7 protein-coding genes are annotated in these 14,195 nt (G+C 66.3%); 2 read left to right on the top strand and 5 right to left on the bottom strand.

Going from position 1 to position 14,195, the window contains the following annotated elements; all coding sequences use genetic code 11:
- Positions 1-36 precede the first annotated feature (36 nt).
- Both ACUDTM_RS01835 and ACUDTM_RS01830 read right to left on the bottom strand, forming a co-directional pair.
- Positions 37-1,086, bottom strand: coding sequence for a LacI family DNA-binding transcriptional regulator (locus ACUDTM_RS01835; protein WP_061479246.1), 1,050 nt, complete (start codon positions 1,084-1,086; stop codon positions 37-39).
- 96 nt (positions 1,087-1,182) lie between these two features.
- Positions 1,183-3,648: a GH92 family glycosyl hydrolase gene (locus tag ACUDTM_RS01830; RefSeq protein ID WP_072169082.1), complete on the bottom strand. Its 2,466-nt coding sequence runs from the start codon at positions 3,646-3,648 to the stop codon at positions 1,183-1,185.
- Between the two features lie 761 nt (positions 3,649-4,409).
- Between ACUDTM_RS01830 and ACUDTM_RS01825 the strand changes: the two genes are divergently transcribed.
- Both ACUDTM_RS01825 and ACUDTM_RS01820 read left to right on the top strand, forming a co-directional pair.
- Positions 4,410-7,484, top strand: coding sequence for a TonB-dependent receptor (locus tag ACUDTM_RS01825; RefSeq protein WP_151354897.1), 3,075 nt, complete (start codon positions 4,410-4,412; stop codon positions 7,482-7,484).
- A gap of 189 nt (positions 7,485-7,673) precedes the next feature.
- Positions 7,674-7,868: a heavy-metal-associated domain-containing protein gene (locus tag ACUDTM_RS01820; protein WP_049438338.1), complete on the top strand. Its 195-nt coding sequence runs from the start codon at positions 7,674-7,676 to the stop codon at positions 7,866-7,868.
- 80 nt (positions 7,869-7,948) lie between these two features.
- On the opposite strand, the gene cueR is transcribed toward ACUDTM_RS01820, so the two are convergent.
- The 3 genes from cueR to ACUDTM_RS01805 form a co-directional block, all read right to left on the bottom strand.
- Positions 7,949-8,404: a Cu(I)-responsive transcriptional regulator gene (gene cueR, locus ACUDTM_RS01815; RefSeq protein WP_188241341.1), complete on the bottom strand. Its 456-nt coding sequence runs from the start codon at positions 8,402-8,404 to the stop codon at positions 7,949-7,951.
- Positions 8,405-8,415: 11 nt separating this feature from the next.
- Positions 8,416-10,917, bottom strand: a complete 2,502-nt coding sequence (locus ACUDTM_RS01810) for a heavy metal translocating P-type ATPase (RefSeq protein WP_445391095.1) — start codon at positions 10,915-10,917, stop codon at positions 8,416-8,418.
- 161 nt (positions 10,918-11,078) lie between these two features.
- Entirely contained in the window at positions 11,079-14,036 is a 2,958-nt protein-coding gene (locus ACUDTM_RS01805) for a TonB-dependent receptor plug domain-containing protein (protein WP_188241339.1), read from the bottom strand.
- Between the last annotated feature and the right edge of the window lie 159 nt (positions 14,037-14,195).

Raw genomic sequence — 14,195 nt, 5'->3', positions numbered from 1 at the left:
GGTCGTTGTTGCGTGGAAGGGGGTATGCAGAAGGAATCAGTTCGGTCGTGCGGCACTGCTTTCGCGGATGCGCAACTGCACCGGCGCAACCGTGCGCCGTGGCGGCGCGTCCGGTTCGTCCAGCCGCTGCAGCAGCAGCGCGGCAGCCTGGCGGCCACGCTCGCGCGGGTCGGCGGTGAGCGTGGTCAACGGCGGAACCGCGACCGACGCCTCGGAAATATCGTCGAAGCCTGTCACGGCAAAATCACCGCCCGGACGGATACCGCGCGAGTTCAAGCCCAGCATCAGGCCAAGCGCGACGGTGTCGTTGTAGCAGACCGCCGCACTTGGGCGATGGCCATCGGCGAACAGCTCATCGGTGCGCGCTGCCGCTTCCAAGCGATTCGGGGCCGATTCGATCATCCAGCCCGGCGGCAGCGACAGGCCGGCCTCGGCCAGCGCCTGCTGGAAACCCGCGCGGCGCTGGTGGCAGGAACTGGATGCGGCGTGGCCCCCGAAGAAGGCGATCTGGCGATGGCCGCGCTCGATCAGGTGGCGCGTGGCCAGATAGGCGCCGTGCTGGTTGTCCAGGGTCAGGAAGTCCCAGTCGGCCCCGGCCAGTTCGCGGTTGAACAGCAGCACGTTGGCATTGGCGCCCAGTGCCTGCCGCAGCTGTGCGGTATCGCTGCCCTCGGCCGGCGACAGGATCAGGCCGGCCGGGGTGTGCTCCATCAGCGTGGACAGCACCGCCTGCTGCCGCTCCGGCGATTCACCCGTGCTGCCGAGCAGGGTCACGTAGCCACGCCCGCCCAACGCCTCGTCCACGCCCGATGCGAACTCGGCGAAGAACGGGTTGGAGAGATCGTTGATCACCAGCGCGATGCTCGACGAGGTACGACGGCGCAGGTTGGCCGCCGCGCGGTTGTAGACGTAACGCTGGCGGCGCAGTTCGGCCTCGACCTTGGCCCGGGTATCGACGTTGACCAGCGGGCTGCCACGCAGCACCAGCGACACGGTTGCCCGTGACACGCCGATCGCGCGCGCGATGTCGGTCACCGTCACCGCCTTGCCGGCGCGCTTGCTGGGACTGTTGCCGTTGTCGTTCATCGTCTTCCCGGACTCCGCTGGAGGCTCAAGCCTAATGGATCAGGGCCGTGTCGTGCCGTGCCGTTCGCTGGGTCAGCGCGAACGGCACAGTCCGGCTCAGCGCAGCTGGCTGCCCGGTGCCGCGCACCAGGACACCGGCAGGTCCTTCACCGCCGTGCCCCAGCCCTGCTCCGGCGCCTTCGCGTCGAGTGCGAACTGCAGGCGCGGGCCCTGCTGCAGGCGGTCCCAGTCCAGCCACACCGGTGCATGCGGCTGGCCGTCGACCCGCACACCCTGCACGTACTGCAGGCGGCGGCCATCGGCACCCGGCGCGTCGATGCGCAGGGTCCGGCCATTGCCCATGTCCACTTCGACCTTGCTGAAGCGCGGCGTGTGCAGCAGGAACTGGCCGCTGCCCGGCACCGCCGGGTACACGCCGATGGCGCTGAACAGGTACCAGGCCGACATCGTGCCGAGGTCATCGTTGCCGGTCACGCCATTGGGGGCATTGGTGAACAACTGCTGCGCGGCACGCACCACGGCCGCGGTCTTCCACGGCTGGCCGATCAGCGTGTACAGCCACGGCGAGTGCAGGTCCGGCTCGTTGTTCGGGTTGTAGCGGAACTGGTTGTAGTAGCTGTACGGCCCGACCACCCACGCCTTGCGGGCGGCATTGAGCGGATCGGCCTGCAGCGCGTCCATCGCGAAGAACGCATCCAGGCGGCGACCGGCCTGTTCGCGGCCGTCCATCGCTTCGACCAGGCCCGGCACGTCCTGCTGCGCCAGCCACTGGTACTGCCACGCCGTGCCCTCATGGAAACCGTGGTGCGAACGCGGACTGTAGTGGCCATCGGCCGGCGTGTACCACTGGCCATCCTCGGTGCGCGGGCGCGGGAAGCCGGTGAAACCCGTCTCGGCATCGCGCACCTGCGGGTCCCACACCTTGCGCCAGTTGCGGCCACGCTCACGGAGTGTCGCCGCATCCTGCGCATGGCCCAGGCCATCGGCCATCTGCGAGAGCGCGCAGTCGGCCAGCGCATATTCCAGCGTGGCCGAACCACCATGGTGCGGATCGACATCCATGCCCTTGGACGGGAACGCGCGGTCGTAGGCCACATAGCCCTTGTCCAGGTAGGTCGGGTTGCCGGAGCGTCCGGCCATGCGCGAGTTCAGTGGTGGCGTGCCGAAGGCATTGCGGCGCAGTGCATCCCAGGCTTGCGATTCACGGCCCTTGAGCGCGCCGAAGCGCCACAGGTCGACCATGAACGGCGTGACCGGATCGCCGGTCATGATGTTGGTCTCGAAGTTGGCATAACCCCAGCGCGGCAGCCAACCGACCTGTTCGTCGATCGCCAGCAGGGTACGGCCGATGTCGCGCGCCACGTCCGGGCGGGTCAGCGCCAGCCACTGGTTCTGCGCGCGGTAGGTATCCCACAGCGAGAAGTACTGGTAATAGGTCCAGCCATCAGCGCGGTGGATACCGTCGTCATAACCACGGTAGCGGCCGTCGGCGTCGTTGCCGGTCATCGGCTGCAGCAGCGCGTGATAGACCGCGCTGTAGAACACGGTGCGGTCATCGGCGGTGCCGCCCTGCACGCGCACCCGGCCCAACTGCTCACGCCAGGCCTGCTGGGACAGCGCGCGCATGCGGTCGAAGCCGAGCAGCGCCCCACCCTGCATGCCCTCCGCGCGCAGGTTGGTGCGCGCGCCTTCGGCATCCACGTGCGAGATCGCGCTGACCGCTGTCACCGACTGGCCCTTGGCCAGGTCGAAGCTGAGCCAGGCACCGTTCGGCTTCTGCTCGCCTTCCATGCTGTGGCGCGCGCCCGGCAGGCCACCGCCCTCGCCCCAGGTGCCATGCGCCTTGAACGGACGGTCGAACTCGATGCGGAACCAGGTGGTGTACTGATGACCGCCGCAGAAACTCTTGGTGACCAGCTTGCCCTCGACCACGCGGTCGCCGACCACATCGACCACGCTGCCGATCACCGAATGGCGCTCGTTGGCCTGGCCGACGTTGACGAGGACGTGGCCATCGCCGCTGCGCTGGCTGAAGGTGTAGCGCTCGGCCGCGGCACGGGTACGCGCGGTCGCCTCGGCATCGATGCCACCGTAGCTGGTCAGGCGCACCTTGTAGTAGCCGGCCTGGCCGACCTCGCCATCGTGGGTGTAAGCCGACGCATAGGCCTTGTGGTCGAACTGCTTGGCATTGCCGGTATCGAAATCGCCACCCGGACCGATCGAGCCGGTCACCGGCAGCACCGACACCTGCCCGCCCTGTTCCCAGCAACCCGCGCCGGACAGGAAGGAGTGGCCGAACCCGCGGATCTTCTCGTCGTCATAGCGCCAGCCCGAGTAGTGGCTGCCGATCGGACTGACCTGGATCAGGCCGAACGGTGCCGACGCACCCGGGAACGTGTTGCCGTCGTCCTTGCTGCCGATGAAGGTGTTGACCTCGCGCTCCAGCGCTGCCGGGGCAGCCTGCAGCAGCACCGGCACTGACGACAGCGCGAGCAGGCAGGCCAGGCGCACCAGCGGGCGCGAGGACAATGGGACGGCGGGAGCGGACGGCACTGGGCGCATGTCGGGTTCCTGTAGTCGATGACGCGGAGGCAGACGGCCGGGGGCGTTCGGCACCGTTCCGCTGAGCCCTGCCCTGACCTGCAGAGAGCTCCCCCTGGAATGACGCCCGACCCACCAGACCGTGAATTTAGATCGATTCAAGTAGAGCATGCAGGTTCAGCCGAATGCATTCTGCGGCGCAGCATGAGATGGGGTGTTCGGCAGGGCTGCGCCCTGCACCTGCTACGAGCTGGAGCAACAGCAACCGCAACAGCAGAAGCAACAGCAGAAGCCGGTTTCCTGTGGGGAGTCGGGGTGGGTCCGGTTGCGGGGGACGCCGTAAACCCGTCCCCGCAGTCCGACACCGCCCCGCCAAGCCACAGACAACCCAGAGCCGCTTTGGCTTTGGCTTTGGCTGTTGCCGGCCAGCGGCCGGCACTACCGCGGGTGCAGGGCGCAGCCCTGCCGACCCACCCTCCCCTGCGCACGAAAACGATTTCACTGATTTCAGCAAACCGTCATCCCTTCGCCACGCCAGTACCATATTGCGCAGCAGCATGCGCCTGCGGGCGACCCGTGCTAAAAATCGCCCGCCCATCGCTTAGATCGATCCAAGACGACGCTGCGATGGCCGGGAGTTGGGGGAGCAGCAACAGGACGTACCAGGCCACGCGCGCGGCGCCACTGGCAGTTGCTTGGCGACAGCGACAAAGTCACTTCAAATTAGATCGATTCAAGTTGTCCGTGCCACGTCACCGGATCAATCCATGAGAGAGGGAGAGATGGGAATGAAGCATTCAACACGTACGCATGGCCAGGACGCATTGTCGTTGGCCATCGCGCTGGCCTTGGCCGCCGCCGTCATTCCGGGTGGCGCCGCCGCGCAACAGGCCGCTTCCACCGGCTCGCAGGACGCCACCACTCTGGACAGCGTCCAGGTCACCGGCTACCGCTACGCCATTGAAAAGAGCCTCGAGCAGAAGCGCGACGCCAACGCGGTGGTCGAGGTGATCACCGCCGAGGACGTCGGCAAGTTCCCCGACAAGAACGTGGCCGACGCACTGCAGCGCGTGCCCGGCGTGGTCATCACCCGCAGCGGCGGCGAAGGCAAGAGCGTCAGTGTGCGCGGCCTCGCGCCGGACCTGACCCTGACCCAGTTGAACGGCAACTTCGTCGCCTCGTCAGAGACCAACAACGAAGCGACACGCTCCTTCAACTACACCCTGCTGCCATCGAACATGTTGTCCAGCGCGGAGCTGTTCAAGTCGCCGGAAGCACGCATCGACGAAGGCGGCATCGGCGGCACGGTCATCCTGCATACCCGTCGCCCGCTGGACATGGAATCCAACTCCGGCTACGTGAACCTGGAGGGCACCACCTCCGATACCAGCCACGATGTCGATCCGCAGGCGTCCGCGCTGTACTCGTGGCACAGCAAGGATGAGCGCTTCGGCGTCCTCGTCGGCGTGACCCAGCAGAAGCGCACCACCCGCACCATGGAAGCCAGCACCGAGGACTACCAGTGGTACGGCAATGGCACCACGGCCCGCGATGCCAACGGCAACCTGCTGGAGCAGGATGGCATCCACTACTGGTGGGGCCAGTCCGGCTTCAACAACCAGGCTGGCAAGAACTACAGCGAATTCTTCATGCCGACCTCGGTGAACTTCGCGGTGAAGGAAGAGAAGCGCGAGCGCAAGGGCGGCCAGCTGACCTTCCAGTTCAAGCCGGTCGACAACGTCACGATGACAGCGAACTACTTCCGCTTCGAGTTGCAGGGTGACTACACCCAGAACATGCTGAAGGTGCCGGAGTGGAACCTGGCCCGCTACAACCAGGACGGCAACTGGGCCGGCGGCCGCCTGCTCAACGGCCTGGATTTCGACCCGAGTGGCAGCATCGTCACGGGTGCGCAGTACCAGAAGCTGGCCGGAAAGACCTATTACTGCAGTGAGGAAGAAGCAGCGGCAGCCGGCCTGGAACCCGGTGGCTGGGGCCCGGACGACTGCACCATCCCCACTCCGCAGCTCACCGGTGGATACAGCAAGGAAAAGGCACTGTCGCAGACCGCCGACCTGACCATCGACTGGGATATCAGCCCGCTGTGGAAGGCCTCGTTCACCGGCGGCCGCACCTGGTCCGAAGGTGGTCCGTCGATGAATTTCCGCATGTCGGCCAAGCCGCGCCGCAAGGTTGGCAACCAGTGGCAGTCCGGCAACCAGTACACCGCCTGGGACCTGACCGGCACGCCGTCGGTGCAGTTCTCGCCGGACCTGCAGCAGCAGTTGATGGCGGGCGTGGCCGAAGTCGATACCGGCTCGACCGATTCGTCGTGGATGCAGACCGAGGTCAAGCAGAACTACTTCCAGGCCGACGTCACCAAGCTGTTCGAGGCCGGCTGGCTGGATTCGATCCAGTTCGGCGCCAAGTACCGCGATGGCAAGGTCCACCGCAACACCGGCAACACCTATTGGGTGTGCCCGGGCCTGGATCCGTCCGACTATGACAACAATCGCTACCAGGCCGGCTGCGATCCGACCGCAGGCGATGCGCAACCGGGCTTCTTCCTGTCCAACCCGATCAGCAACATCACCGGCGCATTCAACGCCAACGTGTTCCCGGGCATCAACTACCCGGCCTACATCGACTACCTGAACAAGACCTACGGTGGCTCGCACAACCGTACCGAAGAAGACTTCGTCTACGACGTCAACGAGAAGATCCATTCCGGCTACTTCCAGGCCAACTTCCGCACTGAGCGGGTACGCGGCAACATCGGCGTGCGCGTGGTGCGGACCAAGCAGTTCGCCCAGTCCAGCGATTCGGTCGAGCGCTTCAACGACTATTTCGTCGACAACGCCAGCGGCGCGCCGATGAGCTGCGATGATCCGGCCGCCGACCCGAACCTGCGCTGCCAGGGTGGCTTCGTCCGCCTGCCCGACCCGCAGGTGCGCGACAAGGTGTATGCCCTGTCGTCGCTGGAAAAGACCTATACCGACGTGCTGCCCAGCTTCAACATTGCCTGGGACATCACCGACAACCTGGTGCTGCGTGGCGCGGCATCGAAGGTGGTCGCGCGCCCGAGCTACACCAGCATCGCCTATCCCGGTGGTCTGCGTTACATCAGCGAAGAGTACGCCAACGACCGCCGCGTCACCGGCGGCACCGACACGCCCGGCTGGTACGGCTCGGGCAGCAACAAGGCGCTGGAACCGTTCAAGGCGGTACAGTTCGACCTGGGCCTGGAGTGGTACTTCCAGCCGGGCGCGGTCGCAGGTGTTTCGGTGTTCCGCAAGAACGTGGACAACTTCACCGTGCCGGTGGTGCGCGACCAGCAGATGAACGTCGGCGGGCAGTCGGTCACCGTGCAGAAGTACGAGACCCAGGCCAATGGCCGCGATGGCGTGTCCCAGGGCGTGGAACTGTATGGCCAGTACACGTTCGACTTCGGACTGGGCGTGCAGGCCAACTACACCTACAACGACACCAACCTGGCCTCGATCGTGCTGGATGGCGAGGAAATCGGCTCCTCGCCGCTGGTCGGCAGTGCCAAGAACCAGGCCAACGTTACGGTGTTCTACGAGAACGACAAGTTCCTGGCGCGCGCCTCGTACAACCGTCGTGGTGAAGTGGTCGGCGGCCTGAACAATGGCATGACCACCTACACCAAGCCTTACAGCCAGCTTGACCTGAACGTGGCCTACAACCTCACTCCGGACTGGACGGTGACCGCCGCCGTACTGAACGCCACCAAGTCCGAGCTGCGCAGCTACATCGGCAACGACAGCCAGGCCCGCCTGCTGTCCAACCTGTACGCCGGCCGCCAGCTGTACTTCGGCGTGAACTGGAAGTTCTGAGGCAGCGCCGGGCCTGGCCCGGCGCAGTCTTGCCCGCCCCGGCGGGAATGGTCCTCCACGGCAGCCGCGCTGGTACAGGCGGCTGCCGTTTTCATGGGTGCCTGCGCCGCCGTTCAGCCACCTGCTTGACCCTGCCATCGTTGGAAGGTGCACACTGGTTTCATCTCACGAGCACCGAAGGAGCTACAGATGGAATTCCATGTTGACGGCATGACCTGCGGCGGCTGCGCGCGCAGCGTGACCCGCGCCATCCAGCAGATCGATCCGAACGCCAGTGTGGTGGCCGATCCGCCGACCGGCCTGGTCAAGGTGCAGACCACCGCATCACAGGAGCAGGTGTTCGCCGCGCTGAACGATGCGGGTTTCCCGCCGCGCACTGCCTGATCCCCTGGCCTCTGCCACAGCGAAGCCCGCCCCGTGCACTGTCACTGGGCGGGCTTTTCAGTGCATGCGAACATGAAAACTCAGTGCTTGCGTGCGCGGCGGCGCACCGCGCCGGTCTTGGCCGCTTCCACCGGCAGCGGAGCCTCATCGTCTTCACCCAGCCGCTGCAGGATCGGGCATTCCGGGCGCTCATCGCCGGCACAGCAGCGGATCAGCGATTTCAGCGTGTCGGCCATCTGCCGCATGTGCTCGATGCGCCGTTCCAGGTCGGCGATGTGCTGCTCGGCCAGCTGCTTGACGTCGGCACTGTGGCGCGACGTGTCGTTCCACAGGCCCAGCAGGTCGCCGATCTCGGCCACCTGGAAGCCGAGATCGCGCGCGCGGCGGATGAAGCGCAGGCGATGGATGTCGGCCTGCGAATACGCCCGATAGCCCGACTCCGTTCTATCCGCCGCAGGAATCAGGCCGATCTGTTCGTAGTAGCGGATCATTTTCGCCGACACGCTGGAGGCCTTGGCGGCGTCACCGATATTCATGCGATTCTCCTTCAGTGGGTCGCAACGGCGGCATCCGCCATCGGCGGCTGGAAGCGGCGCAGGCGCAGTGCGTTGCCCAGCACGAACACACTGGACAGCGCCATCGCACCGGCCGCGAACACCGGCGACAGCAGCACGCCCCAGGCCGGGTACAGCACCCCGGCGGCCACCGGAATCAACGCGGTGTTGTAGGCGAAGGCCCAGAACAGGTTCTGCCGGATGTTGCCCAGCGTCGCCTTCGACAGCGCAATGGCATTGGGCACGCCCTGCAGGTTACCCGACATCAGCACCACGTCGGCCGACTCCACCGCGATATCGGTGCCGGTACCAATGGCCAGGCCGACATCGGCTTCAGCCAACGCAGGGGCATCGTTGATGCCGTCGCCGACGAAGGCGACGCGCCCATGCGTGGCCTTCAGCCGACGCACTGCCTCGACCTTGCCTTCCGGCAGCACCTCGGCCACCACTTCATCGATGCCGAGCTGGCGCGCGATCGCCTGTGCGGTCCCGGCGTTGTCGCCGGTGATCATCGCCACCTTCAGGCCCAACCGATGCAGCGCCGCGATCGCTGCGGGGGTGCTCGGCTTGATCGGATCGGATACCGCAATGATCGCGGCCAGGCGTCCATCGATGGCCACGTACATCGGTGACTTGCCCTGCGTGCCGAGTTCCGCCGCCAATGCTGCGAATGCAGTGATGTCCACGCCCAGGTCGCGCATGAAGCGATCGGCACCGACCTCCACGCGTGCACCCTCGACACTGGCCCGCACACCCATGCCGGTGACCGATTCGAAGTCGACCATGCCCGGCAACGCGATGCCCTGCCCGGTCGCGGCATCAACAATCGCGCGGGCGATGGGATGCTCCGAGCGCGACTCCACCGCGGCCACTGCCGCCAGAACCCTGTTGCGATCGAAGCCGGCAGCAATCTCCAGATCGGTCAGGCGCGGGCGGCCTTCGGTCAGCGTGCCGGTCTTGTCCACCGCCACCACCTGCGCGTCCTTCAGCAGCTGCAGGGCCTCGCCCTTGCGGAACAGCACGCCCATTTCGGCGCCACGACCGGTTCCGACCATGATCGAGGTCGGCGTGGCCAGGCCCATCGCGCACGGGCAGGCAATGATCAGTACCGCCACCGCATTGACCAGCGCGAAGCTCAGTGCCGGCGATGGTCCGAAGATCAACCAGACCGCGAAGGTCGCCAGCGCGGCCAGCATCACCGCCGGCACAAACCACAACGTGACCTTGTCGACCACCGCCTGGATCGGCAGCTTCGAGCCCTGCGCCTGTTCGACCATGCGGATGATCTGCGCCAGCAGGGTCTGCGCGCCCACGGCCGTGGCCCGCACCGTCAGTGCGCCCTTCTGGTTGACCGTGCCACCCACCACGCTGCTGCCCGGCAGCTTCTCGACCGGAATCGGCTCGCCGCTGATCATCGATTCATCGATGTAGCTGCGGCCGTCAACCACCTCGCCATCCACCGGCACGCGCTCGCCCGGGCGCACTTCCACCAGGTCGCCGCTCTGCACTTCATTGATCGGGATGTCGACCGCGCGGCCGTCACGGACCACATGGGCCACCTTGGCCTGCAGGTTGACCAGGCGCTTGATCGCTTCGGAGGTGCGGCCCTTGGCCCGGGCCTCCAGGAAGCGGCCGAGCAGGATCAGCGCGACGATCACCGCCGCCGCTTCGTAGTAGACGTTCACCGTGCCCGGCGGCAGCAGCCGCGGTGCAAAGGTCGCTACCACCGAATAGCCGAACGCCGCGGCGGTGCCCACCGCCACCAGTGAATTCATGTCCGGCGCCAACCGCAGCAGCGCCGGGAAGCCCTTCTGGTAGAAGCGGCGCCCGGGGATGGCCAGGACCAGGAGCGTCAGTGCGAACTGCAGGTACCAGCTGGCCTGCATGCTGAGGGTGGACATCACCCATGCGTGCATGCCGGGGATCAGGTGCGAGCCCATTTCCAGTACGAACACCGGCAGTGCCAGCGCGGTGGCCACGATCAGGTCGCGCTTCAGTCCGGCGCGCTCGGCATCCTTCTTTTCCGCAGCCTGATCATCGGACTGCACACCCGCCTCGATCACACGTGCGTCATAGCCGGCCTTGTCGATCGCGGCGACCAGCGCAGCCACGTCCGCCATACCACGCACCGTGGCGCGCTCGGTGGCCAGGTTGACGCTGGCCTGGCTGACGCCGGGCACGGCCAACAGCGCGCGTTCGACACGGCCCACGCAGGAAGCGCAGGTCATGCCTTCGACCGCCAGTTCGGTGGTCGCCGCGGGCACGTCATAGCCCACCCGCTCCACCGCCTGGACAAGCGCCGCGCGATCAACCGGGCCCGACGGACGAATGTCCGCCCGCTCGGTGGCCAGGTTCACCGAGACACTGCCCACGCCCTCGACCTTGGACAGTGCTGCCTCGACCCGGCCCACGCAGCTGGCGCAGGTCATGCCCTCGATGGGCAGGCTGATGGTGGAGGGGCTGGCGGGGGCGGCAGCGGCGCGCGGCGTGCTCATGATCGGATTCCCGGGTTTCCTTCTGGATGCGGACAGGCTAAACCTTGCCATCGTGGGAAGGTCAAATCCAGCCTGTCCGCATGCCTGAAGGGAGCGCCGCCCCCGGCGTCCCGTTTCCGCATCCACGCATGGCGTGGATCGAGCGGCGGAGGTCGGTCTCCTCAGAAGGTGAACACATACTCCAATGCGAACTCGCGGCCGACCGCGCTCAGCAACCGGGTCGGCGCGAAGTCATAGTCCAGCTTGTACGGGTCCTTGTGGTTCCAGCTGGCCGAATTGAACACGTTGTTGACGTAGACATTGACCTTGGCGTGCTCGGTCACCTGGTAACCCATGTTGACGTTCCAGGTGATGAACGGGCCGACCCGGCCGAAGTAGCGCGAGGTCTGCTGGCCCGCGTTGGGGTTCGGGTTCACCGAGCCATCCGGCAGCTGTGCCGGTTCCAGGCAGTTCAGCGACGGGCTGTCACTGGGCACGTAGCCGTCGGCGAACGGCAGGCAGCCGCCGGGATTGTCCAGGCGGTCGGTGCCCCAGTGATAGCGCACGCCCGGCACCGAGCCCACGCGGTCGGCATAGACGTTGGCGTTCCAGTTGCCGCGCTGCCAGGCCAGGCTCGCGCGCAGCTTGCTGCGCAGGTCCCGGTCGCGCCGTTCCGGGTTCGGGTCGTTGGCGTAGCGCTGTTCCTTGGTCGAGATCTGGTTGGTGTAGTTCAGGCCCAGCTGGAAGCTGCCCCACTGCGCGGTTTCCAGGCGATAGCGTGCAGTCAGGTCGATGCCGCGCACTTCCCGGCTGGCCAGGTTGAACGGGCCGCGCTCGATCGATACCAGGCGGCCGCTGCTGTCGCGGTTCACGCGGGCCAGGATGCCGGCGCAATAGTCGCCACCGGCCGGATTGGCCCACGGCGTGCCATCGATGTTCTTGCCGGTCAGGCAGCCGGCCTCGCTGGCCAGCACCTCGTCGGCGCCGACGTCGACGATCATGTCTTCCAGCTTGATCGCCCAGTAGTCGGCGCTGAACGACAGGTTCGGCATCACGTCCCAGACGAAGCCGACCGTCCACGAATCGCCGGTTTCCGAACGCAGCAGCGGCGTGCCACGCCGGTTCACGTCGAAGGTGTACCAGATATCGGTGTTGCCCACGCCACAGTTGTTGACCAGGTAGGCACCGCTCTGGATGCAGCGCAGGCGGTCATAGGTCTGCACTTCGGAACTGCTCGGCTGGCCCAGCAGGTAGTGCATGTCCGGCGCGTGGAAACTGGTGGCATACGAGCCACGCACCAGCAGCGATTCGACCGGGCGCCATTCCAGGCCGACGTTCCAGGTGGTCTCCTTCTGGCTGCCGATATCCAGCGCTTCACTGCTGTCATCGGCCTTGTAGTTGCCATAGCGGTCGTAGCGGGCGGCGGCGGTGGCCGTCACGCTCTCCAGCAGCGGGATCTTGAACTCGACGCCGGCCGAGTAACGGGTGCGCTCGCCGCCACCGCGATCGACGTTCTGCAGATCGAAGTCGATGCCGGCGCGCGGGTCCGGGCTGAGGTGATAGCCCTGCTGCGCGACTTCGGCCACGGCGGCGAACGAGATCGGGCCGGCCCAGCCCTGAAACAGCTCGCCGGTGATGTCCGCCGAGGCCTGGTTGACCCACGATGACGCGCGGTTCCTGGCGACCGTGCCCATCTGCCAGTACTGGTCCGGCGTGAGCGGATTCCACCAGCGCGATTCGTTCAACGCGTAGATCGCCTCGCCATCGGCGGTGGTACCCAGGCGCGGGCCGAGGAAGAAGTCGTACGACTTCTGCTCGTCCACCACGTTCTGCCGTTCTTCCACGCGATAGTAGGAACGCCCCACCGTGGCGCTCCAGTCGAAGCGGTCGGCAAGGCGGCCACGCAGGCCCGCGCTCCAGTCCCATGACAGCTCGCGGTTGGTGTTGCGCAGGGTGTCCAGGCCGCCGACTTCGTTCGGGGTGAACTGGCGCACGCCCAGGATCGGGCGGTTGCGGTTGGCATCCCAGTAATAGCCGTTGTCGTCGTCGATCAGCGAGACGCTGGGCGGGTTGGTGCCCCAGATCGCTTCGGAGCGGTACACCGCCAGGTTGGTCCAGGCCTGCAGGTCGCTGCTGAAATCGAAGGTGGCATACAGGTTGCCGGACACGTTCTCGGCACCACCGGTCAGCAGCCAGTTGGCGTAGTCGGCGCTCATGCCGCACAGGCGGCCGGTGTTGGTGATGCGGTTGGCGGCGTAGTTGTAGACCAGTCGATCGGCCGTGTAGTACTCACCGTCGAACTTCTCGCAGGTGCCGGCGGGTGGCGCCAGGCGCTGGCCCGTCGTCGGATCGATCAACGCCAGGCCCGAGGTCGGGCGGAAGCCGACCTTGCGCTGCTCCATGTTCCAGGACGCATACGGCGCATCATCGGCATCGTCCATCTGCGGGCGGTCGCGGCCGAACAGCGGATCGCGCTTGGTGTACTGCAGCGCGTAGGTCACGCTCCAGTTGTCGCCGGTCTTGCCGCCGGCCCAGGACAGGTCCCAGGTATCTCGCCCACCTTCTGTGGAGGTACCGCCACGCACGCGCACTTCGTCGCCGTCGTAGCTGGTCTTGAGGATGACGTTGACCACGCCGGCGATCGCATCCGAACCGTAGATCGCCGAGGCGCCGCCGGTCAGTACTTCGATGCGCTCGACCGCGGCAGCGGGAATGTTGCCGTAGTTGGAGAAGTTGGTTTCACCGCCATACGGCAGCGGGTAATCGGCCACGCGACGGCCGTTGACCAACAGCAGCGAGCGGTTCGGGCCCATGCCGCGCAGGTTCAGGCCACTGGCGTTGGGCGTGTGCGAGCCCCATTGCGAGGCGGCTTCAACGGTGCCGGTCGCTTCGGTGAGCGTCTTCAGCGCGTCATACACGCTGACGAAGCCCTCTTTCTGGATCTGCTGCGCGGTAATCACGTTGACCGGGGCCGGGCCTTCGACCGCGGCGCGCTTGATGCGCGAACCGGTAACGGTGACCGCATCCAAGTCCTTGGTGGACGAACTGGCCGCTTCCTGTGCACCCGCGGCCAGGGGCAACAGGGCCAGGACCAGTGCCTGGGACAGCAGGTGACGACGCTTGTGGACGATCTGAGCCATGGGTGGTTGCTCTTCGAAGATGTGGACGCACGGGCGGACGGTGGCGCGGCACTACGACGGATCCAGGCGCCTGGATCGGTTCACGACCGATATGGCACCTCCCCTGTGGATCGATCCAAACTAAAGCACAGCTGAACCACGCCGGGCATGCGGCGATGC

Source organism: Stenotrophomonas maltophilia group sp. vghtpe118 (assembly GCF_052605195.1).
This window is presented reverse-complemented; position numbering and strand designations above follow the sequence as displayed.

Coding starts and splice junctions, on each gene's coding strand:
- ACUDTM_RS01835 (WP_061479246.1), bottom strand. CDS start 1,086: ATGAACGACAACGGCAACAGTCCCAGCAAGCGCGCCGGCAAGGCGGTG.
- ACUDTM_RS01830 (WP_072169082.1), bottom strand. CDS start 3,648: ATGCGCCCAGTGCCGTCCGCTCCCGCCGTCCCATTGTCCTCGCGCCCG.
- ACUDTM_RS01825 (WP_151354897.1), top strand. CDS start 4,410: ATGGGAATGAAGCATTCAACACGTACGCATGGCCAGGACGCATTGTCG.
- ACUDTM_RS01820 (WP_049438338.1), top strand. CDS start 7,674: ATGGAATTCCATGTTGACGGCATGACCTGCGGCGGCTGCGCGCGCAGC.
- cueR (WP_188241341.1), bottom strand. CDS start 8,404: ATGAATATCGGTGACGCCGCCAAGGCCTCCAGCGTGTCGGCGAAAATG.
- ACUDTM_RS01810 (WP_445391095.1), bottom strand. CDS start 10,917: ATGAGCACGCCGCGCGCCGCTGCCGCCCCCGCCAGCCCCTCCACCATC.
- ACUDTM_RS01805 (WP_188241339.1), bottom strand. CDS start 14,036: ATGGCTCAGATCGTCCACAAGCGTCGTCACCTGCTGTCCCAGGCACTG.